Here is a 25,767-nt window from a genome sequence, read left to right on the forward strand (position 1 = left end):
CCCCCCCCCCCCCCCCCCCCCGAGCGAGGACGAGCACCGGACCGACCCCGGGCAGGACAAGCGCCCAGCCTTCCTCCGCGCAGGACGAGCACCCGGCCGGCCCCGGGCAGGACGAGCACCCACCGGCCTCCGCGCCCGGGGACGCGGCCTGGGTCAGAGGCGGAGGTCCTTCGCCTCGAAGCGGCCGTCGCCGAGGACCAGGACGAAGGAGACCTGCTGCCCCTCGGAGACCGTCCGCTCCTTGCCCTCGATCTCCTCGGCGCTGAAGTACACCTGCTCCTCGGAGCCCACGGGGACGACGAAGCCGTACCCGCCGAGACGGTTGAAGGACTGCACGAACCCTTTGCTTCTGCCTTCCACGGCGGCCTCCTCGTCGTCACCGGGGGCGCGGACGCGGGTGTCCGCGCCTCAGGGGAGATGTACCCCGTCCACCGGCCCTTCGCCACCGCCGCCGCCCGGGCGAACCAGCCCCGATGATCTAGTAGAATGTTAAACAGAGGCCCGCTGCCGGAGATCCCCCGTGTCCGTCAGCGGGCCTCACCCTTTTCCGTCAGGGCCGGACCCAGACCGTGCCGCGCGCCTCGTACTCGAGCATGGCCTCCAGACCGTTCGCCGCGTCGGGGCCGAGCTCCCGGCGGACGAGCCAGAGCGCGAGCTCCAGACCCGAGGTGACGCCGCCGGCGGTCACCAGGTCACCGTCGTCCACCACCCGTGCCCCCTTCAGGACGCCGCCCTGCCGCTCCAGGTCCGGCCGGGCCTTGTGGTGGGTGGTGCAGGGGCGGCCACGGGTGAGTCCCGCGGCGGAGAGCAGCATGACGCCGGTGCACAGGGCGCCGACGGTGAGCCCCGGCCGGACCGCCGCCGCGAGGGCGCGGGGCAGTGTGCCCCGGTCGATCTCCGCCCAGACCCCCGGACTGTCCCGGCGCGCGTAGCCGCCGCCCGGCACGACGAGCAGGTCGGCCTCGCGCGGGGCCCAGGGGTGGTCGACGCGGACCTTCGTCCCGTAGGCGGCGGTGACAGTGCCGGGCCCGGTGGCGGAGACGTAGCGGACGTCCACCGGGCGCTCGGAGAAGAACCCGGCGGCGGAGAGGACCTCGTAGGGGGCGGCGAAGTCGATCTCCTCGACGCCGTCGAAGAGCACGAGATGGACGCGGAGCGGGCGGCGCGTGGACGGCGGGGCGGCGTGGGCGGTCCCGCTCGTGGCGGTGACGCCCGCGAGGGCGCCCGTGGCGCCGAGGGCGGAGCCGGCGCGGAGCAGGTTGCGGCGGTTCATGGTTCTCCCCCAGGGGGTGGAAGGGCCCGACGGTTCTGTCGCGTCGAGGCAGTCGGCCGCCGCCGCTTCCGGGTTCCCGCGCCCGTACCGGCGCCGCGCCCCTTCCGTGAGGCCCTTCGTCAGGCGCGGGCGCCCGGGTAGGCGATCCGTGCCGTGATCCCGGCGATGCGCCGCGCGGACTGCTCCGGCGGGGCCACCGGCTGGACGATGTGGCTCACGGTGAGCCGCACGATCGTCTCGACGGCGAGGCCCCGGGACTCCTCGTCGACATCGGGCCAGGCCTCGGTCGCGTACGCGTCGAGCATGGCCATCGCGGTGCCGAAGACCGGCTCCGGGCGGGTCGTGAGATAGGCGAGGAGGTCGTCCTCGCCGCCGCGCGCGGCGAGCAGGACGCTCTTGATGAGGGGGTTGTCCACGGCCTGCTGGAGCGTGTAGCCGACGCCCGCGGCGGCCGCGGCCTCCAACTCTCCGCGATGGGCGTCGAGTTCGCGCTGGATGCCGACGAGGAAACCTTCCAGCTCGCGCTGGACCAGGGCCTTGCCGATGGCCTCCTTCGAGCCGAACTCGTTGTAGAGCGTCTGGCGGCTGATGCCGGCGGCCCGCGCGACACCGGCCATGCGCAACCCGCCCCAGCCGTCGGCGGCGACGAGCCGGTAGGCGGCGTCGAGCACCTGCTCGCGCAGGAGGGACCGAACACTCTCGCGGAATCGTGTCATCGTGCCCCCACTTTATCCATCGGGCACTGTCCAGAGCATTGACGTTCCCCGTCCCATCCGTCTATCAACTGGACAGTAGGCATGTGAAGTGTCCACCCTCTGAGGAGCCGGTCTTGGCCCTGCACAGCGACTCCCCCGAAGCCCCCGCCGCCTGGCGCGACCCCAAGCGCCTGCTCTGGCTGCTCGGCCTGCTCATCCCCTCCTTCCCCTTCCTCTCGTGGGGGCTGGTGGCCGCCACCGGGCTCCACGTCTTCTGGTGGACCGGGATCCTCGTCCTGTACGTGATCTTCCCGGTCGTCGACCACCTCATCGGCAAGGACTCCGCCAACCCGCCGGACAGCGCCATCGCCCACCTCGAACAGGACCGCTACTACCGGTGGTGCACCTATCTCTACCTCCCCCTCCAGTACGCCGGTCTCGTCCTCGGCTGCTGGCTGATCACCCGGGGCGACCTCGGCCTCGTGGACCGGATCGGGCTGACGTTCACCCTCGGCGGGGTGGCCGGCATCGCCATCAACACCGCCCACGAACTGGGGCACAAGACCGAGGCCCTGGAGCGCAGGCTCTCCCGGATCGCGCTCGCCCAGACCTGGTACGGCCACTTCTACGTCGAGCACAACCACGGCCACCACATCCGCGTCGCCACCCCGGAGGACCCGGCGAGCGCCCGGCTCGGCGAGAGCTTCTGGCGCTTCCTGCCCCGGACCGTCCTCGGCAGCCTCAGCTCCGCCTGGCGCCTGGAGAAGCGCCGGCTCGCCCGGCGGGGCCGGTCCGTCTGGAGCCCGCGCAACACGGTCCTCGGCTCCTGGGCGCTGTCGTTCGCGCTCTTCACGGGCCTCGCGCTCGCCTTCGGGCCGGGGGTCCTGCCGTACCTCGCGGTCCAGGCGGTCTTCGGCTTCTGCCTGCTCGAGGTCATCAACTACACCGAGCACTACGGTCTCCGGCGGGAGCGCACGGCGAGCGGGCGGTACGAGCGGTGCGCCCCGCGCCACAGCTGGAACAGCGACAACGTCGCCTCGAACGTCTTCCTCTACCACCTCCAGCGGCACAGCGACCACCACGCCCACCCCACCCGGCGCTACCAGTCGCTGCGCCACTTCGACGAGGCCCCCGAGATGCCGACGGGGTACGCGGGGATGATCGTCCTCGCGTACGTGCCCCCGCTCTGGCGCCGGGTCATGGACCCCAGGGTGCTCGCCCACTACGGCGGGGACGTGACCCGGGCGAATCTCCAGCCGTCCCGCAGGGCCCGTCTGCTCGCGCGGTACGGCACCACCGCCGGCTGAACGGCGTTCGCCCGGACGGGACATGAGGAGGTGCCACGGCGCGTCGCCGCTCCCTTTTTCGGTCCCGGTCGGGGGTGGGGCCGGGGGGAGGCGGCGGTGCGCCGTGGCACCGGTCGGGGGACCCCGAGGGGTCAGGAGGCGATGCTCGTATCCGGGTCGAGGGCGGCGGCCCCTCCACCGAGCACCTCGCCGCCGAGACCCGCGCCGCCGAGGACCTCGCCGCCGAGACCCCCGCCGCCGAGGACCTCGGCCGCGGGCACGGCCGGGCGGGCGGCGCGGCCGAGGGCGGTGGCCTGACGGAGGGTCTCCGTCAGGTTCTGCCGGTCGACGGCGGGGCGGGTGTCGTGGCGGCCGAGGATCAGGGAGGCGTTCCAGCGCATCCGGGGCACGCCGGGGAGGGGGCGCAGGCCTCCGGCCTCCTCGTGGTCGGCGGCGAGGGCCGTCGGGAGCATGGCGCAGCCGAGGCCGGACTGGGTGGCGGCGCGGACGCCCGCCATGGAGCCGAGTTCGTGGATCTCGGGCGGGCTGTCGCAGCGGAGCCGGAGGAATTCGGGGAGCCAGCGCTGGGAGGGACAGTCGGGGTCGGCGATGACGACCTGGCGGCCGTGGCCCCCGGGGCGCCGTCCGACGCCGGTGACGGGGACGAACTCGACCTCCTGGAGCCGTACTTCGGTGAGGTCGTCGGAGCGGTCGGCGTACTGCTGCTCGCCTAACAGGTCGGCCGGGTCGTCGGCGTCGACGACGGTGAGGACGAGGGCGCCGTCGATCGCGCCGGCCTTGAAGGCGTCGTGGACCTCGGCCGTCCCCATGATGCGCAGGGCGAGTTGGACGCCGGAGAGGAGCCGCCGCCCGATGTGGGTGACGCGGGCGAGCTGCTGCCCGTACGCGAGGGCGGGGACGATGCCGACGGTGAGGCGCGGCGGGTTGGCCGCGGGGCGGCGCAGGGCGGTCTCCATCTCGCCGACGAGGGTGAGGATCTGGCGCGCGTAGTCACGCAGGACGATTCCGGAGTGGGTGAGCCGGACGCCGTTGGGGAGCCGTTCGAAGACGGGTTCGCCCACCTGCCTCTCCAGGGCACGCATCTGTGCCGTGACGCTGGACTGCGAGTACCCGAGGCGTCGCGCCGCCTGGGTGAAGGACCCGGTGAGGGTCACCTCGCGGAAGGTCCGAAGGGTTCTTGCGTCGATGTCCACGTGAATTCCCCCCTGCCGCGCGGGCGGCAGTGTCCTCGCACCAGGTGGTTGGTCGGCCACCCGCTTCGATCGCCCCAGTCGGTCAGTCGCACAAGCCGCAGGGGTGCCGGACGCGTCCTCGCGCCCGGCACCCCTGCTCGGCCGCGACGACTTTACTCGGCGAGCTGGGCCGGGACCAACGGAAAGTCCAAGTCCGGCTGCGCAACGTGATTGAAGAAGTTCGACAGCACGTTGAGCGCGACGTGGCCGACGACCTCCGCGATCTCGGCGTCGGTCACCCCGGCGGCGCGTGCGTCGGCGAGGGACTCGTCGGTGACGCGGCCGGCGGTGGCCATGACGGCGCCGGTGAAGCGGAGCACCTGGTCCATGTGGGGGTCGCCGGCGTCGGTGCCGTGCCGGGTGTCGAGCAGTTCCTGCTCGCTCAGGCCGACCTTGCCGCCGCGCAGGGTGTGCGCGGAGACGCAGTAGGTGCAGTCGTTGCGCTGCGCGATGTAGAGCGCGAGCTGTTCCCGCTGGCGGGCGCTGAAGCTGCCGCCGACGAGGGCCTCGCGCATGGCGAGGTAACCGCGGAGCGCGGCGGGCCCGTTGGCGAGGGAGGCGTACAGGTTGGGCAGCTTGCCGAGCTGCTTGAGGGTGCCTTCGAGCAGCTCGCGCTGCTCCTCGTTGGCGGTCTCGACGGTCAGTTGGGGCAGGCGGGGCATGGAGCTCTCCTTGAGCCGGACCAAGACGGAACTGATCGGTACCATCAGGACGGTACCGATCGGTTCCGTCGTGCGCAACGGGAGGGGCCCGCTCCGCCTTCGGCGGCGGCGTTCGGATCAGGATCACTGATACGGCACCGAGTGGTACCGTCTGGTATGGCCACGAACGCGAAAGAACGGCTCCTCAGCGCGGCGGAGCGTCTGTTCTACGAAGAGGGGATCCGGGCCGTCGGGATCGAACGGATCCTGTCCGAGTCCGGAGTCGGCCGCGCCTCCTTCTACCGCCACTTCCCCAGCAAGGACGACGTCGTCGTCGAGGTCCTGCGGCGCCGCGACGGCATGTGGCGCGCCTGGCTCGACGGCCGGATCACGGCGAGCGAGCGCTCCCCCGAGGAGCTGCCGCTCGCGCTCTTCGACGGACTCGCCGAGCGGTTCGCCGCCGCCGAGTTCCGTGGCTGCGCCTTCATCAACACCATGGTCGAGACGGCCGACCCCGACAGCCCGGCGCACCACGTGGCCGCCGAGCACAAGGAGAAGGTCATCGCGGTCCTCGACCGGCTGCTCACCGAGGGCGGCTACCGCGACCACGAGGCCCTGGCCCGCCAGCTCGCCCTGCTCGGCGACGGCGCGATCGTCACCGCCGTGCGCGAGGGCACACCGGAGGCGGCGGTACGGGCCAGGGGCGTGGCGGAGGTCCTGCTCCGCACGGCCGCCCGGGAACCGGCCAGGACGTAGCGGCCCGGGCGTCGGGGGCTCGCCGGCCGGAGCCCGTCGGCGGCCGGCGGGTCGACCCCGTCAGCGGCCCCCCGGGCCCGGGGTCAGTGCGCCGCGCCGGACCTTGCCCGAGCGGGTGCGGGGCAGGCGGGGGACGACCTCGACGCCGCGCGGCACGAAGACGGGCGCGAGCCGCTCGGCGGCCAGGGCGAGGAGCTCGTCCCCGACCCGCCGGTGCCGGTCGCCGGACGACTCGGACCCTGCCCCCGGTGCCGCTCCGGGTCCCCCGGCGGGCGCCCCGTGAAGCTCCACCACCGCGTACGGCGCCAGGCCGCCGTGCGGGTCGGGCCGGGGGACCACCGCCGCGTCGGCGACCTCCGGGTGGGTGCGCAGGACCGCCTCGATCTCCGGCGGGGAGACCCGGTGGCCGTGGGACTTGAAGACCTCGTCCATCCGCCCGAGCAGCCGGATGGAGCCGTCCGCGCACCGCTCGCCCCGGTCGCCCGTGCGGTACAGGCCGCCGGCGAAGGCCTCCGCCGTGCGTTCGGGCAGGTCGGCGTAGCCCCGCATGAGGCCGGGCGGACGGTCGGTCAGGTCCACGCACACCTCCCCCGTCTCGCCCTGCTCCCCCGTCTCCGGGTCCCGCAGCACGATCCGGTAGCCGGGGAGCGGGTGCCCGAGCGGGGCGAGCGGTTCGGCACCGCCGGGGGCGCGGCCGATGAGGGCGGTCGCCTCGGTCTGGCCGTACCCGTCCCGTATCCGTACCCCCCAGGCCGCCTCGACGCGCGCCGCGGTCTCGGCCGTCAGGGGCTCACCGGCGGCCGTCGCCTCGCGCAGCCGGGGGGCTCCGGGGCCGCCGGTGACGTACGGGAGCATCGCCCGCCACGCGCTGGGCGGCGCGCAGAGACTGGTGACGCCGTGCGTGGCGAGGACCCGGGGCAGGACGTCCGGCGGGAGCCCGCCGTCCGGGGGTGCGAGGACGGTCGCCTCCGCCGCCCAGGGCACGAAGAAGCTCGACCAGGAGTGCTTGGCCCAGCCGGGGGCGGAGAGGTTGAGGTGCCGGTCGCCGGGGCGCAGCCCGCTCCAGTACAGGCTGGAGAGGTGTCCGACGCCGTACCCGGCGTGGCTGTGCTCGACGAGCTTCGGCAGGGAGGTCGTCCCCGAGGTGAAGTAGCAGAAGGACGGGTCGGCGGCGCGGGTGGGCCCGTCCGGCAGGAAGGGCCGCCTGCCGGGGGCGCGCGTGTCGGGGTACGGGGACCAGCCGGCCCGGTCGGCACCGGGCGCCGTCCGGTGCCCCGGCACGGGCAACGCGTCGAGCAGGGGCACGAGTTCGGGGGCGCAGACCAGGTGCCGGATGCGGCCCCGGGTGATGCGGTCGGCCGCCTCGTCCCGGGTCAGGTCCTGGTAGCCGGGGACGACGACGGCGCCGAGCTTCACGCAGCCGAGGAGCGTCTCCCACAGTTCGGTCCTGGTGCCGAGCAGGACGAGGACGCGGTCGCCCCGGGCGACCCCCCGCTCCCGGAGGGCGGTCGCCAGGGCATCGGAGCGGGCGGAGAGTTCGGCGAAGGAGACCCGGTCGACGACGGGGACCGAACCGTCCTCGGCCGGCCGGCCGAGGAGTTCGAGAGCCGGCCGGTCGTTGCCCTCGGCGATGACGTCGAACCAGTCGAGGGCCCAGTTGAAGTGCTCGGCGCGCGGCCACCGGAAGGCGGCGCGGGCCGCCTCGTGGTCGCCGCGCAGCCGGAGCAGCAGGTCACGGGCGGCCCGGTACTCCTCGTGGGCGGACGTGCGGTCGGCGCTCATGCGGCGCCGCCCCCGAGGAGGGCCGCGGCGATCGCGTCCGCGTCCCGGGTGAAGGAGCCCCAGGGTCCCGGCCGGCCGCTGCCGACCTGGGTGAACCAGCGGGTGTGCTCGCTGGGGATGCCGATGACGTGCGTGCTGGTGTCGACCGAGCCGTCCGCGCGGACCGGGTGGAAGGGGGAGTCGGTGCAGTCGAGGCCGCCGGTGGCGAACTCCCCCGCGCCCTCGGCCGCGTTGGTGAAGGTGCGGATCTCGCCGTCGACCATCAGGCCCCGGATCAGGGGGTCCCGGTCCGCCGCCAGGTCGGTGCCCGGCACGCGGGCGTCGACGACGACGTCCAGCGCCACCCAGGAGTTCTCGACCTGCGCGGACTCCACGGCGAACCGGCCCTCGACGGGATCGGCCTGGAACCGGGCGCCGGGGCCGACCGGTTCGAGGACCCCGGCGGCGAGCAGCGCGAGGAACTGCTCCGAGCGCAGCTGCGGCGGCCCGGTCGAGACCATCGCGGCGACGGGGCCGAACTCGGCGAGGAACCAGCGGTGCGAGTCGGGCGTGAGCCCGCCGAAGTCGACCACCGTCCGGATCGTCTGCCGGACGTCCCGCAGCACGTCGGCGGCCGCCTTCAGGGGGCCGTCGGCGTTCCCCCGGCGGGCCTCCGCCAGGTCGGCGCGGAGCCACTCGGTGAGCACCTTGTGGTACTCGGCCGAGGAGCCGAAGCGCCGCCCGGCGAAGGGGCGGGCGAGCGCGTCGAGCCCGGTGAGCGGCCGGGCGTCGATCCGGTGTCCGGCGGCGAGCCGCTCCAGGAGCCGGGGGCGCGGATCGGACCGGCCGTCGAGGAGGGCCACGCCGCGCTCGGTGAACTCCTCGGCCGCCTCCGGGCCGTGGGCGTGGCGGATCCGGGTGGCGAGGAGGACCAGGTTCACCTCGGCGAGCAGCCAGGGCAGCACGGTCCGCTCGAAGTCGAGCGGTGCTCCGCCGGCCCTGAGGGCGGCCATCCGCTCGGGGGTGAACAGCCGTGCGCGGTAGCGGTGTTCGGGACCCTTCTGGTTGGCGCCCCGGGTCAGCAGCGGCACGCCCCCGCGCGAACCGGCCAGGATCCGGGGCTCCTTGCCGCTGGGCAGGTAGAGGAGTCCCTCCTCGCCCTCGGTGAAGGTGCCGCCGCGCCCGAGGGTGAGCTCGGTGAGGATGTCGTAGAAGGTGAGCCCCATGCCGAGGATGCCCACGCTCGCGCCCGCCGGGATCTCGGCGAGCGGCATCTCGCTCGCCGAGCCGCCGGCCACGTACTTGACGGGCCGGGCGGGGGTGCTGTGCTCCTTGGCGAACCGCTGCCAGGCGCGCTGCTCCGCGTCGAGCTCGGTGAGGGGGTGTCCGGTGGCGAGGACGAGCCGGTCGACGGTGAGGACGTCACCCCGGTCGAGCCGCAGCCGGTGCGCCCCGGCGTCCGGGCCGTCCCCCTCCCGTGCCCGGTCCGCGCAGATGACCCGGGCGGGGACCCGGTGGACGGTGAGCCAGGGCGGCAGGGTCTCCTCGATCCGCGCCATGACGTACGTCAGATAGCGTCCGTAGACGGCGCGCGGCGCGTAGCCCTCGGGCTCGGCGCCCGCCGGGTCCTCCTCCGCCCACCACTCGCCGAGGGTGGGTCCGGCGCCGGGTCTGTGGGGTCCGTCGTCGGCGGGCCCGGAGAACATGGTGACCTCCTGGGCCGGGGTGTTCATGAGGAACCAGGGCGACTGGTCCGTGCGCCAGATCCGGCCGGCGCCCGCCTCGTACGGATCGACCGCGAACACCTCCAGGGGCCGTGCGGGCGGCTCCTCGGCGCAGCGGGCGGCGAGCCGCTCCAGCACGGAGAGGCCGCGCGGGCCCATGCCGGCGAACGCGACGCGCAGCGGCGCGGCGGACGGCGGCGGGGAGGCGCGGGGCGCCGGGTCGGGGGCCGGGCGGGCCGCGGCCGCCCGGTCGTGCTCGCGGGCGACACGGTCGAGCATGCCGGAGAGCTGGCGCGAGGTCATCGGGATGGTCCTCCTGCTGGTGGTGAGCAGCGGCAGCCCGCCCAGGTCGGTCCACTGCAGGCGCCCGTCGGGTGCGACGGTGGACCGGACGGCGCCCCGGTTGTCCGGGTGCAGGCAGAAAGGCACGTCGAGGAGGCCCCGGTCGAAGGCCTTCAGCAGGGCGACGCCGAGGTCGTCGGAGAGCGTGAGGACGGCGGTGACCAGGGTGCGGGCCTCGGCGAACGTCTCCTCGGCGTCGGCGCCCGACGGGCGGGCGCCGGGTGTGCCGCGGGCGGCGCGGGCCGCTTCGGCGGCGATCCGCAGGGCGGTGAGGTTCTCCTGGACGGTGGGGATGCGGTGCGCCTCGGTCTCGGTCTTCACGATGAGGCGCTGCGCCCCGCCGCGTACGGCGAGTTCGGCACTGCGGCGCAGGAGCAGCCGGGCGCCGGGCACGGTCCTCGGGTACACGCCCATGTACGTGTAGAGCACGATGTGGCGGTCGACGGCCGGCGGCAGGAACTCGTCGGCGAGCCTCCGCAGCGCGGTGAGGGCGCCGGTGTCCTGGGCGGGGTGGGTCTGCTGGGCGTAGCTGAGGGAGACGCTGGTCGCGCCGTTGGCGACGAAGAAGAGGCATTCGAGGACCGAGACGGCGACGAGCAGCGAGGGCGGGCAGAGCTGGCCGAGCAGGCAGCCGCCGAAGGATTCGAGGTGGGCGCGGCGGCCGTGCGCGCGGCTCTCCTCCGTCAGGAACTGGACGGAGTCGCGCCAGGCGGCGACGGATTCGGCGAGCGGGGTGCGGCCGTAGGGCAGGCAGTACGAGACGGGGCCGCCCTCGGAGGCGGCGAGCCCGGCGGCGGCCATGGTGCGGAAGATGGCCATCGGGTCGGCGGAGCCGTGCCGGACCTGGACGGGGGTGCCGCGTCCGGCCGCCGCCGCGACCCGGGCGCCGGTCCTCGGGCCATGGCTGACCAGCGGGAATCCATTGAGGGGCCGTCCTGCGCGGACGGCGGCGGTGGCGGCCGCGTGGTCGCCGACGCGGGTGTAGCTGTCGATGGTGAGGGTGGCGACGGTCCGCTCGGGCAGGGCCGCGACGGCGGCGACTCCGCGGGCCATCTCCTCGGGTCCGACCATGCCCATGCGGGGCTGGACGACCAGTTCGCCGGCGTCGGCCGACTCCTGGACGAAGGCACCGAGGTCGCCGGGGGCGAGCGGGGGCGGGGACGGGGGCGGGGTGGAGGTCGTCAAGCCGCGGCCCGCCCGGTACACGCGCCGCCGAGGCCGGCGAGGCGGCGCAGCAGCGCCGTGGGCGGGGTGCCGTCCTCGTAGACCTCGTCGTATCCGGCGTCGAGGAGTTCGGCGGTGCGGTCGGCGGCGCCCTCCGGGGAGATGCCGAGGAGTCCGCCGATGACCATCGGGACGGACCGGGTCCGGTGGTCGGCGCGCAGGGCGCGGGCGGCGCGCAGCCCGTCCTGGTGGCCGTGGCCGTTGACGGAGGAGAGGACGACGAGGTCGGGGCTCGTCATCCGGGCGGTGTCGACGAGCAGCTGCTCGGGGACGCAGGGGCCCAGGTTGAGCACGGAGTGTCCGTGCTCCTCCAGGAAGAGCTGGAGGTGGACGAGGTTCCAGGTGTGGGCGTCGGAGGAACCGGTGGTGAGCAGGACCCGGCGGGAGGGCTCGGGACTGCGCAGGGACTGAGGCCGTGCGGACGGTGTCATGGCGTCTCTCTCCGAAGGGTGTGCGGGCGGGGCTGCGGGTACGGAGCGAGGCCGCCGGGCCCGTGTGCGGGGCCCGGTGGCCTCGGGGTTCCTCGGGGGTGTCAGGCGCCGGCGCCGATTCCCGTGGTGATCTCGCCGGCCTCCGGGGTGCGGGCGGCGGCGGGGCGGGCGCGGACGGCGAGGACGGTGCAGCCCTCGGCGCTGGACATCTGGTGCCGGGTGCCCGGTTCCTCGACGACGAGGTCGCCGCGGTGGAAGCGGCGCCCGTCGCTGTGGTCGAGGGTGCCGTCGAGGACGAGCATCAGTTCGTGGCCGAGGTGCTCGTGGAAGTCGCCGTGCGCGCCGGGCGGGAAGCGCAGCAGGAGGGAGGCGGAGTCCTCGTCCTCGGCGGGGTCGGGGCCCCAGAGCACGACGTACTCGACGCCGACGCGGCCGGGTTCGGTCCACGGCACCCAGGGCAGGTCGGTCTGGTCGAAGCCGTCGCGGAGCACGTTGCGGAACACGGTGACGTCAGGCACGGGCGGGGACCTCCGGGGCGCGCTGGGCGACGATGGACGGGGTGCCGTCGGGGCCCCAGGGCTGGGGGCCGTTGACGATGGGGGCGCCGATGAGGGAGCCGAACTCGCGCCAGGCGCCGTCGTAGTTGCGGATGTCGGGGAGGCCGAGGAGCTCGCTCAGGACGAACCAGCTGTGGGCGGAGCGCCAGCCGACGCGGCAGTAGAGGACGGTGGGGGCGTCGGTGCGGACGGCCGCGTAGGCGCGGGCCAGTTCCTCGTCGTCGCGGAAGGTGCCGTCGGAATGGACGGCGGTGTGCCAGGGGATGTGTTCGGCGGAGAGGGCGTGGCCGCAGCGGACGCCGAGGTCCTCGGGCACGCCGGGCGGGGTGTTGCTCCGCCCGAGGTACTCCTCCAGGGAGCGCACGTCGAGGAGTTGGTGGCGGCCGATGTGGTCGAGCATGTCCTCGCGGCGGGCGCGGACGGTCTCGTCGGCGGCGGGTACGGGGTAGGTGACGGGCTCGCGCTCCGGGACGTCCGGGGTGAGGGGGCCGCCGAGGGCCTCCCAGCGGAGCCGGCCGCCGTCGAGGAGCCGGAGCTCCTGGTGGCCGTACAGCCTGAACTGCCAGTATCCGGCGGCGGCCCACCAGTTGTTGTTGCCGCTGAGGAAGACGACGGTGTGCTCTGCGGTGATGCCGTGCCGGCCGAGGAGCGCGGCGAAGGCCTCGGGGCCGATGACGTCCCGGCGTACCGGGTCCTGGAGGTCGCCGGTCCAGTCGAGGCGGACGGAGCCGGGGACGCGCCCCGGTTCGCCGCCGCCGTCGGTGATCTCGACGAGGACCGTGCGCTCGTCCCGGGTGGTGGGGTTCCGCAGCTGTTCCATGACCTGCTCGCAGCTGACGAGCAGTCTGTCTCGGTTCACGGGAGCTCCGTTGAGGGTGTTGGCGGACGGGGTGCGGGGGTCACCACCAGTACGTCGGGTACTTGCCGATCACGCCGAGCCGGGAGGCGAGCAGGCCCACGAGGACGAGCAGGGCGCTGCCGACGGCGAGCAGGACGAGGAAGCGCAGGGGCGCGGGGTCCTGGAGGACGGCGAGGACGGCGGTGGCGGCGGCGGGCGCGTGGACGGCCCGCAGGAGCAGCATCAGGGCGACGCTGAGTCCGGCGGCGACGGCGGCCACCCAGAGGGAGTGGCCGAAGACGGCGACGGCGACGAGGCCGAGGACGCCGGAGCCGACCTGGCCGAGGAGGACGCCCCGGGGCTGGGCCGGGGGCAGTGCGGGGGTGCTGCAGATGATCATCGCGGTGGCGGCGAGCGGGGCGATCATCAGAAGGTGGCCGGTGGCCTCGCCGAGCGCCACGAGGATCAGCAGCGACACGACGGTGGCGAGGGTGCCGAGTGCGGCGGGCCGGGTGCCGGGGAAGGGCGGGGCGCCGCCCGCCCAGCGGCTCCGGGCGGGCGGGGCCGGCGCGCCCGCGGGGGTCTGGGTCTGGTTGCTCACGGTGTACTCCTCGTACTCCTCGGGCGGCGGGGACGGGTCAGCGGTGGGAGCCGGTGAAGTAGCGCATGGCCTGGCGGTGGACGACCTTGCCGATGCGGTGGCCCATCTCGATGCCGGGCTCGTTGTCGAAGCTCCAGTGCATGCCGCCGTACACGCGGGAGATGCCGGCCTGGTGCGCGGCCTCGCTGAAGGTGGGCCAGTGCAGGACGACGTCGGTGCGCGGGGTGAGGCCCGGCTCGACGGTGGAGGCGCCCGCCTTGAAGCGGTACGAGTCGCCGAAGGAGTCCGAGCCGGTGAAGCGGCGGAGGAACTCGGCGGCGGCGCCGGAGAAGGTGCTGTGTCCGGAGACGGTGGCGGGGAACGGAGGGACGGCCACGTACGCCTGCCAGTCCACTCCGTCCATGGTGACGGTGCCCCGGCCGGGCCCGCCCCAGGCCTGGATCCGCTGCCCGCGCCGGTCGTAGGGGATGAGGGTGGAGGGGCGGGCGAAGTCGTACTGGGCCTTGACCGCCCAGGAGCCGATGGCGGCGTCGCACTCGGCCATGTTGAGGCCGAAGAAGAGCCGCGCGTCCTCGTCGACGCCGTGGCCGTCGCGGGCGGAGACGTACCGTCCCCACATCTGCTGCGCGCCGGGCGGGGTGACGTCGTCGTTGAGCCAGAACTCGGCGATCGCCTTCTGCTCGTCCGTCAGGCCGGCGCTGATGTCGAGGAGTTCCTCGATGGCGGCGGTCATGCGGACGGAGGGGTACGCGGGCGGGGCGGGGACCGTGAACTGGTCGGGGCGGCTCAGGGCGAAGGGCTTCATCACCGCGAACTGCGGGGTGAGGTACCGCTGCGTCTTGCCGTTCACGATCAGCGGGGTCCAGTGCGCCGGGTCCGTGACCGTGGCCGGGTCGAAGGCCCCGGCGGTCTGCGGGCTGTTGCGCGGCTGGTATCCGGTGGTGTCGGTGTAGGCGGGCGTGCCGAGCTGGTTGGCGCCGTCGGCGTGCCGGTACGCGAGGACGGCGCGGGCGGTGCGCAGACCGATCCAGGCGGGGCTGTACGGGCGGGGGTCCGTGAGCTCCGGGTCGCCGCCGAGGCTGCGCAGCATGGAGTCGATGGCGACCTTGTACTCGGGGTAGAGGTCGAGCAGGGCGAGGTGCGCCGCGTAGCTGATGGCCTCGTTCTTGTTGTCGAGGGTGCGCTCGGCGCGGGGCCGGCGCAGCGAGCCGCCGAAGCGGGTGCCGACGGCGTGGCGGTCGTAGCAGGCCCAGGCGTCGTAGATGGCGTTGTGGACGATCGCGAGGGCGCGGGCGTTGACGGTGGCGGGGCCGAAGCGGTTGCCGGCGGCCTGGTAGCGGCCGAGGATCGCGTCCATCGCGGCCTGGTTCCAGCGGATGACGACGCTGGGGTCGGTCACGGCTCCGGGGGCGCGGCGGCCGGTGCGGGTCTCCGCCTCGAAGCTGGTGGGGACGGCGAGGGCCGAGGTGCCGGGCAGGGCGAGTGCCCCGGCCGCGGCGGCGGACGTGGTGAGCACCCGGCGACGGGTGAGCGGGGTGCGGGCGGGAGCGGCGGGTCGGTGGGTCACCGTGGATTCCTTCGCGGGTGCCGGGAGCGGACGGACTCGGTCCGGGTCTGTGCGTCGGCCACGGAACAGCCGGGGATCAAACACAAACTCGAACAGTCCTCAGGCTGGCGAGAATTGATCGCGTCCGGCAACGGCCGATCGACTTCTTCCATTGCGGGCATGCAAGGAAGCGATGGGCGTCGCGGGGGTCCTCGGGAGCTCGTTAGCGTGGACACACGGCGTCCGCCCCTCCGGCCGCGATTTCGGCGTGATCCGAGCGGTCCGCCGCCCGGCTCCGCCCCGTCCGGCCTCGATCCGCCCCGTCCGGCCCCGTCCGGCCCCGCGTCGACTCGTGTTGGAGATGCCCGCGCATGACCGTTTCCTCCGAACTGACACCACCCGCCACGGCCTCCGAACCGACACCGCCCGTCCCCGCCGCCGAACCGGCCCCGCCCGCCGGCGCCTTCGACCGGATCGCACCACGGCTGCACCACTACGGCCTGGGCATGCTCCGGGCCGGTCTCGGCGGGGTGTTCGTCTGGTTCGGCGTGCTCAAGGTCATCGGGCTGAGCCCGGCGGCCGCGCTCGTCGTCGCCGTCCTGCCGTTCCCCGCCGGGGACTGGTTCGTCCCCGCGCTCGGCTGGGCGGAGGTGGCCCTCGGCCTGTGGCTGGTGTCGGGCCGCGCCCGCGCCGCCGCGCTCCCCGTGCTCGCCGCCCACCTCTGCGGCACCTTCGCGGTGCTCGTCCTCACGCCCTCGGTCGCCTTCGCCCACTCCAACCCGCTGCTGCTCACGCTGGTGGGCGAGTTCGTCGTCAAGAACGTGGTGCTGCTCGCGGGCGCGGTGGTGGTCCTGACCCACCCGCGGCGTACCGGCGGACACTGACAACGGCCGTGCGTACGGGGCCGGTTCCGCCCCGCCGTCCCGGGACGGTCCGGGACTCCCCCTGGGACACCGCGCGTCACCCGCTTCCCGTAGTGTCCCGCGTGCAAGCACGCGGAAGGGGGACTGCGTGAGCCGGGGGGCCGTGCTGCCGATTCTCCCTTCCGCGTGAGTTCTCCTCACGCAAGGACCACCGTGAACCTCATACGAAGAGGCATCGCCGCCTCGGCGGCGCTTGCCGCCGGAGCGATGCTGACCGGCCTGACACAGCCGGTCTCCTGGGCCCGGGAAGCGGGCGCCCCTCCGGCGTCACCGAGCGCCGGAGACCGGCCCGCCGCCGAGGCGCCGAGCGTCCCGGGCCCGGACCGCGACCGCGTCCTGGGGAAGGACTGGAAGCGCTCCGACGACCTCGCCTGGACCACCTCCGGGGACTCCCGGGGCTTCCACCTCCTCACGGCGCGCCGCGCCGACGGCTACACCTGGCGCACCGCCGCCACCCTCTCGGAGCCCGGCTTCGACGCGGACGCGTGGATCGGCAACGTCTGCGTGACCGCCTCGGGCCAGCGCGCGGTCGCCGTCTACGCGCCCCGCTCCTTCACCAACGACCAGCAACTGATGGCGCGCGGCGGCTTCACGGCCGTCGTCGACCTCCGCTCCGGCAAGGTCACCAAACTCGACGTGCAGGCCTCGCTCTCGTACTACAGCCCCGGCTGCGGCACGGGTGAGCAGGCCGTGCTGACCCAGTCCGGCACGGACGACCGCCCCGGCACCCGGCTGATCACCGTGGACGCCGTCACGGGCGCGCTGTCCTCCCCCCTCTCCGCGACGTCACAGGTGACCTCGGCCGTTCCCGCCGGGGGCGGGGACGTCGTCGCCGCCGACGGCGCGCGGCTCGTCCGGCTGGCCCGGGACGGGAAGCGGACGACGACGCTCGCCCGGACGGACGGCGTGCCGTACCGCATCACGCCGGACTCCGCCGGCGGTGTGGTCTTCCTCGACCGCGGCCGGGGCAAGGAGGCCGGGACGACGCGGGTCAAGCGGCTCGCCACGGTGACGGCGCCCTCCCGTGCGGTGCGCGGGCCCGAGGCCCCGGCCGCGCGTGCGGGCCAGTCCGCCGCCCGCGCCGGCGCACCGTCCCCGGTGCGGATCCTGGGCCGTGGCGGACTGCGGACCACCGGCCTGACGTCGAGCGCGGGCACGGTGTACATCACCGGAACCGGCACCACGGCCGGCGCGCTGCCGGCCTCGGTCCGGCGCCTCGACGGGGTCCCGAAGGAGTCCACCGTCACCACGCGCGGGACCTCCGTGGTGACCGCCACGCGCTGGGCCGACGGGAAGGACTCCCGCTTCCGCGCGGCCGACCCGGGCCGTCCGCGGCCGGTCGGCATCGACCTGCGGGTGCTGCCGACGCAGCGGTCCGCCGCCTTCACCGTGGATCCGGCGAAGCGGCCGAGCACGCACATCGCCGCCGGCGGGGTGCCCTCGCCGCGGCTGACCCGGGCCCACGGGTCCCGGACCGCCTCGGCCGGGACGCGGGCCACGGCGGCGGCCGCCGCGGGCGACCCCACCGACCCGGTGGAGGCCGAGCGCACCTGCTCGGTCCCGCGCAACGACGTGCGCAACCAGGCGATGCAGCCCAAGCCCCGGCAGGTCGAGTGGGCCGTGGACCAGGCGGTCACCGGCTACCTCAACGCGAAGATCTCCCGGCCCGCCGACTGGAAGGAGCTCGGGATGCCCGCCTACCAGCCGCAGACGCTCTTCCCGGCTCCGCCCCTGGACGGCGGCGGCCGCGTGCCCGCGCAGGTCCTCCTCGGCCTCGCCGCGCAGGAGTCGAACATGTGGCAGGCCGCGCGCATGGTCGTGCCGGGCGTCACGGGCAACCCCCTCATCGGCAACTACTACGGCATCAACCTGTACGACAGCGACTCGTCCAACGACTGGGACGTCGACTGGGCGAAGGCCGACTGCGGTTACGGCATCACGCAGGTGACGGACCACATGCGGATGGCCGGACGTGAGGACGGGCACGGCGGCTCCGCCTGGGACTACCAGAAGCAGCGCGCCGTCGCCCTCGACTACACGGTCAACATCGCCGCCGGTCTGCAGATCCTCTCCTCCAAGTGGAACGAGACCCGCTCCGCCGGCCTGAAGCTCAACGACGGCCTGTCCTCGCGCCTGGAGAACTGGTACTACGCCCTGTGGGCGTACAACTCCGGTTTCCACCCGCAGACCGAGGCCGCGGCCAACTCCGGCGCCTGGGGCCTGGGCTGGTTCAACAACCCGGCCAACCCCGAGTGGGACGCCGCCCGGCTGCCCTTCATGGAGAAGGCCGACGGCACGGACGACGCCTCGGCCGCCGCGCATCCGCAGTACTGGCCCTACCCGGAGAAGGTCCTGGGCTTCGCCGCCCACCCGCCGGCCTATCTGGAGTCCCCCGGCACGATGGTCGCGGGCTTCCGCGCGGCCTGGTGGAACGGCACCGACAAGGCCGTCACCGTCGCGGGCAGCGCCAAGTACAACCGGGCCCGCGTGAAGCCGCCGGAGAACCTCTTCTGCGACTTCTCCAACAACTGCGACGGCTCCCTCATCTCCGACACCGCGAGCAACAGCAGCAACGTGACCGGTCCGTGCGGACGGGTCGACTTCAAGTGCTGGTGGAACAAGTCGGCGGTCTGGAAGGACGACTGCTCCTACAGCTGCGGCAACGAGTTCATGCGCTTCAACAACACCTACGCGGAGGAGCCGGACGGCACCGCGTACCCGCCGGTCTGCGGCGGGACGGGGCTTCCGTCGAACGCGATCGTCGTGGACGACGTCCCCACCCAGTCGCCCACGGCCAGGCCCAACTGCCCCAAGTACTGGGACAGCAACGGCACCTTCACCCTCGACTTCAGCAGCGGCAGTGACGGCACCCTGTACCCGGCCAAGGTGGACACCCACCAGCTGGGCGCCGGCTTCGGCGGCCACTTCTACTTCGCCCACACCCGCCAGGACGACGAGAAGGGCCGGCGTCTCAAGGTGACGGCCAAGTGGCGTCCCGGATCCGTGGTCGGCCCCCAGGCCAAGGTCATGGTCCATCTGCCCGACCACGGGGCGCAGACCGCCCGGGCCCGGTACGAGATCGACACGGCGCTCGGCACCGAGACCCGGATCGTGAACCAGAAGGGCACCGGCAACCGCTGGGTGGAGCTCGGCGTCTACCGCTTCGGCTCCAACCCCGAGGTCCGGCTCTCCTCGATCACCGACGACGGGACCGGGGACCAGGACATCGCCTTCGACGCCGTCGCGTTCATCCCCGGCACCTACGACGTGCCCGGGGCCGTGCCGGACATCCGGCTGCCCGAGCCGAACCCGCTCGCGCCGCAGCCGAACGACGAGGACCAGCCGATCGACCTGCTGCCCGGCGGCCCGTTCGGCGGGGCGGGGGTCTCGGCCCGCACCCAGGGCGCGATGACCGCCCAGGACGCCGCCCGTCTCCTCGACGCGTCCGCGCCCAAGGCGGGCTGCAAGCCGGTCAAGGGCAAGCCGGGCACCGAACTCTGCATCGTTCCCCGGGCCTGGGAACCGCCCGCGAGGTCCTCGGCACGCCCCTCGGACGAGCTCAGGGCGGGCACCGCGGCCACGGCCTCGGCGGCCACACCGTTCTGCTCCAGCAACTCCGCGGCCCGGTTCTTCACCCGGACCAAGGGCTGCATGCAGACCCGGTTCGACGTGCAGCAGATCGTCAACGGCACCCTGTTCGCGAGCTGGACGTTCACCTATCAGCACGAGATCGACCTGCTCATCAACAGCACCACGTTCACCCAGCGGATCTCGCTCACCCCGTCCCGCACGGACCTCAAGATGGTGGCCGTCAGCATCGACATCGACCCGAAGTGCAGCCCCAACTGCACCACCGGGCCGATCAGCTGGTCCTCGCCGAGCCTCTGGGCGACCGCGACGGACCTCCACACGGCGACCGCCACCGTGGACCAGACGTGGACCGGCACCGGCGGCAACGACCGGCTGAAGCTCGACTGGACCCTGTCGGGCCGCATCGAGGGCAAGCAGACCTCGACCCTCTCGTACTCGTCGAACGAGATGTCCGTACGGTGCGACCGCGAGGCGAAGTCCTCGCCGAAGCCCGGCTGCGTCTTCCCCGACTACACGCCGACGTATCTCGTGAACTCGGAGGAGAACCCGTCCGCGGCGGCCTTCTACTGGATCCTCATGCAGAAGCTGCCCTCGCACCCGGGCAGCCGCGCCCACAACGCGCCACTGAACTACCTGGCCTCCACGGCCCGGCAGGACGCGAACCGCAAGGTGATCTGCCCGACGAGCGGTCCGGACCGCTGGGTGGGCAACCCCGTGTCGAACCCACCCGGTACGAAGTCGAGTTGTGACGAGTACCCCTTCGCCGCCACGTACCAGAGCGGTGGCATGCCTCCGCAGGCCGTCAACAACGGCAAGGAGTGCCTGCAGCTGTACGCGTCCCCGCTCGCCGGCGGCGGATGGACCCTCCTGGAGGACACCAACTACAGCCGGGTCAACACCTGGAACGAGATCTGCGGCCGGGCCAGCGTCCCGAACGACGAGAACTCGGGCGCGGCCAACCGCATCGGCCTGCGCTTCGTCCCCGCGAACCGGATGCTCGACAAGGACAAGTTCTTCGTCAGCACGCCCGGGTTCGAGGAGTGCACCGACCTCAGCCAGATCTGCTGGGTCCGCACCCGCACGTAAGGACCGGCGACAGCGGCGCGGAGGCCGTCCTGCTCCCTCAGGGGAGGAGGACGGCCTCCGTCGTCCCGTGCTCCAGGGTCCGCCGGGGCAGCGAAAGGCCGAACGCCCGCTCCGCCGCGGCGAGCATCCACGCCCCGTCGGTGTCGTGCCCCGGGACCGGGGTGCCGTCCCCGGCGAGCAGCCCCGCGGCGGCCAGCGTGTCCCGCAGGGCGTCCGGAGCGGCCCCGGACCAGTCCTCGGCGGGCGTGCCCGGCTCGAAGGAGGCGAGCAGGACACCGTCCCCGGCGTGCAGGAACGCCTCGGGCCCGGTGCTGCTGACGAGCACGACGGACTCCGTTCCGGCGGAGACCCGCTCCAGGGCCTTCCGCTCCGCCCCCTCGTGGCTCCAGAGCTCGACGGCGAAGGCCCAGCCCGCGCAGGTGCCGAGGAGCGCCACCGAGCCCTGGTCCATGGCCCAGGAGAAGGCCTCGTCCACCGAGACGTCCCGTCGTACCCGCGCCGGGTCCCCGCCGAGCCGCCGCACCAGTGCGGCGACGTCCAGGTCCCGGGCGAACGTCACGCAGTACGCGTCGAACACCTCGGCGATCCACTGGATCCCGTCCTCGGCCATCGGCCCCCCTGAAAAGTGCGGCTCACGTGGTGACGTACGCGATTCGACCCTAAAGCACCCCGGAAGCTCACCAACGGCTCGTACAATACCAATCAGTCGGTTTTGAGGTCGTCGGGTGGCACGGCGCGACGGGGCGCAAGCCGCTGCCGCCGAGACGCATGGCACTACTGGAGCCATTGGTGACCAAACAAGAGCGGGCCACACGGACCCGCGACGCGCTGATCAAGTCTGCGGCCAGGGAGTTCGAGCGGCACGGCTACGCCCTGGCCACCTTGTCCGCGATCAGCTCGGGAGCGGGCGTGAGCCCCGGTGCGCTCCACTTCCACTTCGAGAACAAGGCGGCGGTCGCCGGAGCCGTCGAGGACGAGGCCTGCGCCACCCTGCGCCGGATCGCCCGGATCGTCTACGGGCGACGGTCGAACGCGCTGCAGAACCTCGCCGACACCTCGCACGCCCTCGCGCGGCTGCTCCGCGACGACATCGTCGTCCGCGCCGGCTTCCGGCTCAGCTGCGCCGACGACTCCCGTACGGAGCTCAATCTGCGCCAGGAGTGGCAGAGCTGCGTGCAGCAGCGGCTCGCGGAGGCGGCCGACGAAGGCCTGCTCGCCGCCGGCATCGGGCGGCAACAGGACCTCGCCCGCACGATCGTGGCCGCCACGATCGGCCTGGAGGCCCTCTGCCGCGACAACGGCGAATGGCTCTCGCCCAGATCCGTCACGGGCCTGTGGCGCACGCTGCTTCCGATGCTGGCGGGCCCGGAGTCGCTCGCCGGCCTCGAACCCGCGGGCAGCCCGGCCGTCACCTCGCTCGCGCACGCGCCCGTCGGCTGAGCACCCGGCCTCCGAGCCCGCCCGCCGCGCCCCTCGACGGGCGCGGCGGGCGGCAGGCGTCAGGGCGTCAGAGCCAGCTGCCGCCCGTCGCGTCCACGTACTGGCCCGTGACCCAGCGTGCGTCGTCCGAGACGAGGAAGCCGACCACGTCGGCGACGTCCGCAGGCGTCCCGATCCGGTTGAAGACCGAGTGGGCCGCGAGGGCGGCACTCGCCTCGGGCGTCGCGCGCCGGCGCGCGTTCATGTCCGTCGCGACATAGCCGGGGGCCACGGTGTTGACCGTGATCCCGCGGGGCCCCAGCTCCTGGGCGAGGGCCAGGGTCATGGTGTCGACGGCGCCCTTGGTCATCGCGTAGGTGACCGAGTCGGGAAACGCGTGCCGCGTCGCCGCCGAGGAGATGTTGACGATCCGGCCGCCGTCGGCGAGTCGGTCGAGACCCCGCTGGATGAGGAAGAGCGGGGCCTTGACGTTGATAGCGAAGAGCCGGTCGAAGACCTCGGTGGTCAGCTGGTGGATCCGGCCCGAGCCGCTCGCCGCCGCGTTGTTGACGAGGATGTCGAAGCCCGGACCCGCGCCCTGTTCCGCGAGACCCGCGTCCAGGGCGGCGTAGAACGTGTCCACGGCGTCCGGCGCCTCCAGTTCCGCGCGGAACGCGAAGGCCCGGCCGCCCGCCTCCTCGATGGTCTTCACCGTCTCGCGGCCGGCCGCCTCGTTGCTGCCGTAGTGCACGGCCACCAGGGCGCCGTCCCGGGCCAGCCGCTCGGCGATGCCTCTTCCGATGCCGCGACTCGCCCCGGTGACGATCGCGGTCCTTCCGTCCAGCGCGGACATACCCGTGGTGCTTCCTTCTGTCGGGTGGCGGTTTCTTCGTCAGGAGTGGTCGAGGAGGCCCCGGTACCACGGTGTGTGGTCCGCGATCCTCGCGGCGAAACCCGGTCCCGGGTCGCGGCCCCAGTCACGCCAGGGGCGGTCGTCCTCGAACCAGTGGTCGGTGGCGAGCATGGCGAGGTGGTGCTGCGCGAAGGGGAGGTCCGCGAGCAGCGCGCGGGCCCCGGCGATGTCCACCGTCGGCCCCCGGGTCCCGGACGGCCCGGCGAGGAGCTCCTCGGCGGCCCCGAGCAGCTCCGCCACCGGGACCGGCTCCGGGTGGTTGACGTAGTAGGGGCCGGGCAGCGTCCGCGGGGAGAGCGCCGCGTCGCACAGGGCCCTCGCCAGGCTGTCCACGTCGATCAGGGAGTGCAGCGAGTCGCCGCCGTCGAGCGGGCCGGGCAGGGCGGCGAGCAGCCGGACGATGCCCGGCATCAGCTGCCGGTCGCCCGTGCCGTACACGAGGTGGGGCCGCAGCACGGTCCCGCCGGCGTCCAGGACGTACCGCTCCCCCGCCGCGCGGGTGCGGCTGGTCGCCGAGCCCGGGGCGAGGGGCAGGGTTCCCGGGGCTGCCGCCCGGAAGGGGCCGCGGCCGTGGACGGAGGCGGTGCTCAGGGAGACGATCCGGGTCACCCCGGCGCGTACGGCCGCGTCGACCAGGTCCCGTGTCCCCTCGTCGTTGACCGCGCGGGACACCTCCTCGTCCGCGCCGATCGCCGAGGCGCAGTGGATCAGCGTGTCGACCCCCTCGCAGGCCCGGCGCAGCGACGCGGGGTCCCGGAGGTCCCCCGGGACGGTCTCCACCTCGGGACCGGCCCCCGGGCCGGTCGGCGGGGCGGTCGGGCGGCGGGCGAGCAGCCGCAGATGTGCCGGCTCCGCCGCGGCGGCGGCCGTGGCCGCGACCCGGCCGCCGATGAATCCGGTCGCGCCGGTGACGAGTATGCGTGGCCCCATGGTTCCGGTCCGGTTCAGCCCGCCAGGCGGCTGTCGAGGCCGGCGGCGGCCACGGCCAGGTCCCGGGACGGGGAGGTGAGCGTGCAGAGGAAGACCGGCTGTCCGTCCTGGTGGCCGGTGACTCTGACGGTGGCCGCGTCGGCGGCGGTGCCGGGCAGGATCTCGGCCTCGATCCAGCAGGGGCTGTCGAGTTCGACGTAGCGCGAGAAGGAGACGTCCATGACGGTGGGCACGTACGCCGCGCTCCCCAGCGTCAGGGTGGCCGCCTGCCGCGCGGCTTCGAGGAGCAGCATGCCGGGCACGTGGTCGTTCGGGCGCCGGAAGAGGGTGGGATGGGCGGTGTTGACGCGCAGCTGCCACTGGCCGGGGCGGGTCCCCGGGGCCAGGACGACGTCCTTGGTGCGCTCGCGGCCGACCAGGTGCGGTGCCACGCCGGGGATCAGGGGGACGGGGCGGCCGAGCGCGGCCATCCGCTCGCCGCGGATCCTGCGGTACGCGAGGGCGGAGGTGCAGCGCGACAGGGTGCCACCGGTGGCGAGGTGCCGGCCGTCGCGGGTGAGCACCATGGTGGTGCGCAGGTTCCGCAGACTGCCGCGGCGGCTGTCGAGGTCGGAGCAGACGACGTCGACGGTGACGTCCGAGGAGAGGCCGCTCACGGCGAGCGCCTCGGCGTCGGCCGTGTAGTGGAGGCCCCACATGACGAACTGATCCTCGACGGGTACCCCGAATTCGGCATGAGCGACGAGCATGGTGGTCTGGCGTATCGTCTCGGCCACCAGTACGGGGTCGTGCCGGTCCCCTGCCACCGGAGAGAAGAAGGGATGTGCGGCAGGCCAGCGAGCGGAGACGGAGAACCGGTTCTCTGCCAACTGGGTCCACCCCGTGGGGATGATGTCCGCGGGATCCGCTCGGTGGACGAACTCCCCGGGGACGTAGGTCGACGTCGCTCCTCGAAAGTTCTGTTCCATGGATCCCCCTACGCATCCCCGCGCCCCTGGGCGGCGTGTCCGCCCGACCTAGAATACGTACAGCCCGGTTTTCTTTTCAATGCTTCACGTCACACGACGAGCACAGACAGCGATACAGCGGGAGGCGCCTTGGCTCAGCAAGCGCGTGCAATCAAGACCCGGCGGGCGATCCTGGAGTCGGCCGCGACCGTCTTCGCGGAGCGCGGCTACGAGCGGACGACCATCGGAGAGATCCTGGTGCGCGCCGGGGTGACCAAGGGAGCTCTCTACTTCCACTTTGCTTCCAAGGAAGATCTCGCCCTCGGCGTGCTCGACGCCCAGATGCTGGACGAGCCGATGACGCCTCAGCCCATCAAGCTCCAGGAACTCGCGGACCAGGCCTTCCTGCTCGCCCATCGGCTGCAGCACGACGCGCTCGTGCGCGCCAGCGTGGCGCTCGCCCTGGACAGCGGCGCGGTCAGCGTGGACCGCGCGGCACCCTTCCGGGCGTGGATCGATCAGCTGTCGGAGATCCTGACCGTCGCGAAGGCGCGGGGGGAACTCCTCGTCCACGTGGACGTGACGGACACCGCGGAGCTCTTCTCGGGCGCGTACGCGGGGATCCAGACGATGTCCCAGATCCTGTGCGATCGCGAAGACCTTCTCCACCGGGTCGCCGTCCTGCTGCAGTGCCTGCTGCCCAGCATCTGCACGCCGGCCCTGCTGACCGGACTCGACCTGACCGAGGGCCGCGCCCGGCAGCTCGCGGTGGAGTACGACGCGAGCAAGCTCCGCCGCGAGGGCTGATCACCGCACGTACATCCCCTGTTAAGAAAACCGACCGATCGGTACCGAAGTGCCCCGACGCAGAACAGCGTCGGGGCGCTCTGGCGTCATGGCACTGAGTGTGTTTTGCTGAGGGTACTCAGTGCCACAAGCGTCTAGGGGAGCTCCACATCATGGGTAAGGACTTCGACCTGTACCGGCCTTCCGAGGAGCACGACATGCTCCGGGAGTCGGTGCGTGCCCT

At 73.6% G+C, this 25,767-nt stretch carries 22 protein-coding genes; 6 read left to right on the forward strand and 16 right to left on the reverse strand.

Annotated features, from left to right (window positions below; genetic code table 11):
- Positions 1 to 153: 153 nt before the first annotated feature.
- The 3 genes from IE237_RS21390 to IE237_RS21400 form a co-directional block, all read right to left on the reverse strand.
- Positions 154 to 360, reverse strand: a complete 207-nt coding sequence (locus IE237_RS21390) for a cold-shock protein (protein ID WP_229842797.1) — start codon at positions 358 to 360, stop codon at positions 154 to 156.
- A 190-nt stretch (positions 361 to 550) separates the two neighbouring features.
- Positions 551 to 1,273, reverse strand: coding sequence for a DJ-1/PfpI family protein (locus IE237_RS21395; protein ID WP_189803658.1), 723 nt, complete (start codon positions 1,271 to 1,273; stop codon positions 551 to 553).
- Positions 1,274 to 1,392: 119 nt separating this feature from the next.
- Positions 1,393 to 1,989, reverse strand: a complete 597-nt coding sequence (locus IE237_RS21400; protein WP_189803659.1) for a TetR/AcrR family transcriptional regulator — start codon at positions 1,987 to 1,989, stop codon at positions 1,393 to 1,395.
- Positions 1,990 to 2,102: 113 nt separating this feature from the next.
- Between IE237_RS21400 and IE237_RS21405 the strand changes: the two genes are divergently transcribed.
- Positions 2,103 to 3,275, forward strand: a complete 1,173-nt coding sequence (locus IE237_RS21405) for an alkane 1-monooxygenase (protein ID WP_189803660.1) — start codon at positions 2,103 to 2,105, stop codon at positions 3,273 to 3,275.
- 131 nt (positions 3,276 to 3,406) lie between these two features.
- Here IE237_RS21405 and IE237_RS21410 read toward each other — a convergent pair whose 3' ends face one another.
- Together IE237_RS21410 and IE237_RS21415 are read right to left on the reverse strand one after the other, a co-directional pair.
- Positions 3,407 to 4,468, reverse strand: a complete 1,062-nt coding sequence (locus IE237_RS21410; RefSeq protein WP_189803661.1) for a LysR family transcriptional regulator — start codon at positions 4,466 to 4,468, stop codon at positions 3,407 to 3,409.
- 152 nt (positions 4,469 to 4,620) lie between these two features.
- Positions 4,621 to 5,169 carry a carboxymuconolactone decarboxylase family protein gene (locus tag IE237_RS21415; protein WP_229842798.1) on the reverse strand — a complete coding sequence of 183 codons (549 nt, stop codon included), beginning with the start codon at positions 5,167 to 5,169 and terminating at the stop codon, positions 4,621 to 4,623.
- 156 nt (positions 5,170 to 5,325) lie between these two features.
- Between IE237_RS21415 and IE237_RS21420 the strand changes: the two genes are divergently transcribed.
- Entirely contained in the window at positions 5,326 to 5,904 is a 579-nt protein-coding gene (locus IE237_RS21420) for a TetR/AcrR family transcriptional regulator (protein ID WP_189803663.1), read from the forward strand.
- Positions 5,905 to 5,964: 60 nt separating this feature from the next.
- Here the strand turns inward: IE237_RS21420 and IE237_RS21425 are convergent, their stop codons facing one another.
- The 7 genes from IE237_RS21425 to IE237_RS41375 form a co-directional block, all read right to left on the reverse strand.
- Positions 5,965 to 7,686, reverse strand: a complete 1,722-nt coding sequence (locus IE237_RS21425; RefSeq protein ID WP_189803664.1) for an acetate--CoA ligase — start codon at positions 7,684 to 7,686, stop codon at positions 5,965 to 5,967.
- A complete protein-coding gene (locus IE237_RS21430; protein ID WP_229842799.1) occupies positions 7,683 to 10,916 on the reverse strand; it encodes an FAD/NAD(P)-binding protein in 3,234 nt (1,077 codons plus the stop codon). Before IE237_RS21430 ends, IE237_RS21425 begins: the two co-directional genes overlap by 4 nt.
- On the reverse strand, positions 10,913 to 11,386 hold the full coding sequence (locus tag IE237_RS21435; RefSeq protein ID WP_189803665.1) for a cobalamin B12-binding domain-containing protein: 474 nt from the start codon (positions 11,384 to 11,386) through the stop codon (positions 10,913 to 10,915). Before IE237_RS21435 ends, IE237_RS21430 begins: the two co-directional genes overlap by 4 nt.
- Positions 11,387 to 11,487: 101 nt before the next feature.
- Positions 11,488 to 11,904, reverse strand: coding sequence for a cupin domain-containing protein (locus IE237_RS21440; protein ID WP_189803666.1), 417 nt, complete (start codon positions 11,902 to 11,904; stop codon positions 11,488 to 11,490).
- On the reverse strand, positions 11,897 to 12,802 hold the full coding sequence (locus tag IE237_RS21445) for a sulfurtransferase (RefSeq protein ID WP_189803667.1): 906 nt from the start codon (positions 12,800 to 12,802) through the stop codon (positions 11,897 to 11,899). Before IE237_RS21445 ends, IE237_RS21440 begins: the two co-directional genes overlap by 8 nt.
- A gap of 40 nt (positions 12,803 to 12,842) precedes the next feature.
- Entirely contained in the window at positions 12,843 to 13,382 is a 540-nt protein-coding gene (locus IE237_RS21450; RefSeq protein WP_189803668.1) for an HPP family protein, read from the reverse strand.
- Positions 13,383 to 13,419: 37 nt separating this feature from the next.
- On the reverse strand, positions 13,420 to 14,949 hold the full coding sequence (locus IE237_RS41375) for a vanadium-dependent haloperoxidase (protein WP_189803669.1): 1,530 nt from the start codon (positions 14,947 to 14,949) through the stop codon (positions 13,420 to 13,422).
- A gap of 350 nt (positions 14,950 to 15,299) precedes the next feature.
- Here IE237_RS41375 and IE237_RS21460 point away from each other — a divergent pair, with 350 nt between their 5' ends.
- Entirely contained in the window at positions 15,300 to 15,812 is a 513-nt protein-coding gene (locus IE237_RS21460) for a DoxX family protein (protein ID WP_189803670.1), read from the forward strand.
- Positions 15,813 to 16,004: 192 nt separating this feature from the next.
- Complete coding sequence (locus IE237_RS21465; RefSeq protein ID WP_189803671.1) at positions 16,005 to 20,528, forward strand: golvesin C-terminal-like domain-containing protein; 4,524 nt, start codon at positions 16,005 to 16,007, stop codon at positions 20,526 to 20,528.
- Between the two features lie 37 nt (positions 20,529 to 20,565).
- On the opposite strand, the gene IE237_RS21470 is transcribed toward IE237_RS21465, so the two are convergent.
- Positions 20,566 to 21,138, reverse strand: coding sequence for a DUF6461 domain-containing protein (locus tag IE237_RS21470; RefSeq protein ID WP_189803672.1), 573 nt, complete (start codon positions 21,136 to 21,138; stop codon positions 20,566 to 20,568).
- A gap of 179 nt (positions 21,139 to 21,317) precedes the next feature.
- Between IE237_RS21470 and IE237_RS21475 the strand changes: the two genes are divergently transcribed.
- Positions 21,318 to 21,968: a ScbR family autoregulator-binding transcription factor gene (locus IE237_RS21475; protein WP_229842800.1), complete on the forward strand. Its 651-nt coding sequence runs from the start codon at positions 21,318 to 21,320 to the stop codon at positions 21,966 to 21,968.
- Positions 21,969 to 22,035: 67 nt separating this feature from the next.
- Here IE237_RS21475 and IE237_RS21480 read toward each other — a convergent pair whose 3' ends face one another.
- Genes IE237_RS21480 through IE237_RS21490 form a run of 3 tightly spaced genes read right to left on the reverse strand, consistent with a single transcriptional unit; the run spans position 22,036 to position 24,758 of the window.
- The gene (locus IE237_RS21480) at positions 22,036 to 22,800 is read right to left on the reverse strand and encodes an SDR family oxidoreductase (RefSeq protein ID WP_189803674.1); all 765 of its coding nucleotides are present in this window, start codon (positions 22,798 to 22,800) and stop codon (positions 22,036 to 22,038) included.
- A gap of 39 nt (positions 22,801 to 22,839) precedes the next feature.
- Positions 22,840 to 23,790 (reverse strand): NAD-dependent epimerase/dehydratase family protein, encoded by a 951-nt coding sequence (locus IE237_RS21485; RefSeq protein WP_189803675.1) that lies wholly within the window; start codon positions 23,788 to 23,790, stop codon positions 22,840 to 22,842.
- A gap of 14 nt (positions 23,791 to 23,804) precedes the next feature.
- Positions 23,805 to 24,758, reverse strand: coding sequence for a ScbA/BarX family gamma-butyrolactone biosynthesis protein (locus tag IE237_RS21490; RefSeq protein WP_189803676.1), 954 nt, complete (start codon positions 24,756 to 24,758; stop codon positions 23,805 to 23,807).
- 129 nt (positions 24,759 to 24,887) lie between these two features.
- Here IE237_RS21490 and IE237_RS21495 point away from each other — a divergent pair, with 129 nt between their 5' ends.
- Positions 24,888 to 25,544: a ScbR family autoregulator-binding transcription factor gene (locus IE237_RS21495; RefSeq protein ID WP_189803677.1), complete on the forward strand. Its 657-nt coding sequence runs from the start codon at positions 24,888 to 24,890 to the stop codon at positions 25,542 to 25,544.
- The last annotated feature ends 223 nt before the right edge of the window (positions 25,545 to 25,767 follow it).

This window comes from Streptomyces tanashiensis (genome assembly GCF_014648895.1).
GTDB classification, from domain to species: Bacteria; Actinomycetota; Actinomycetes; order Streptomycetales; family Streptomycetaceae; genus Streptomyces; species Streptomyces tanashiensis.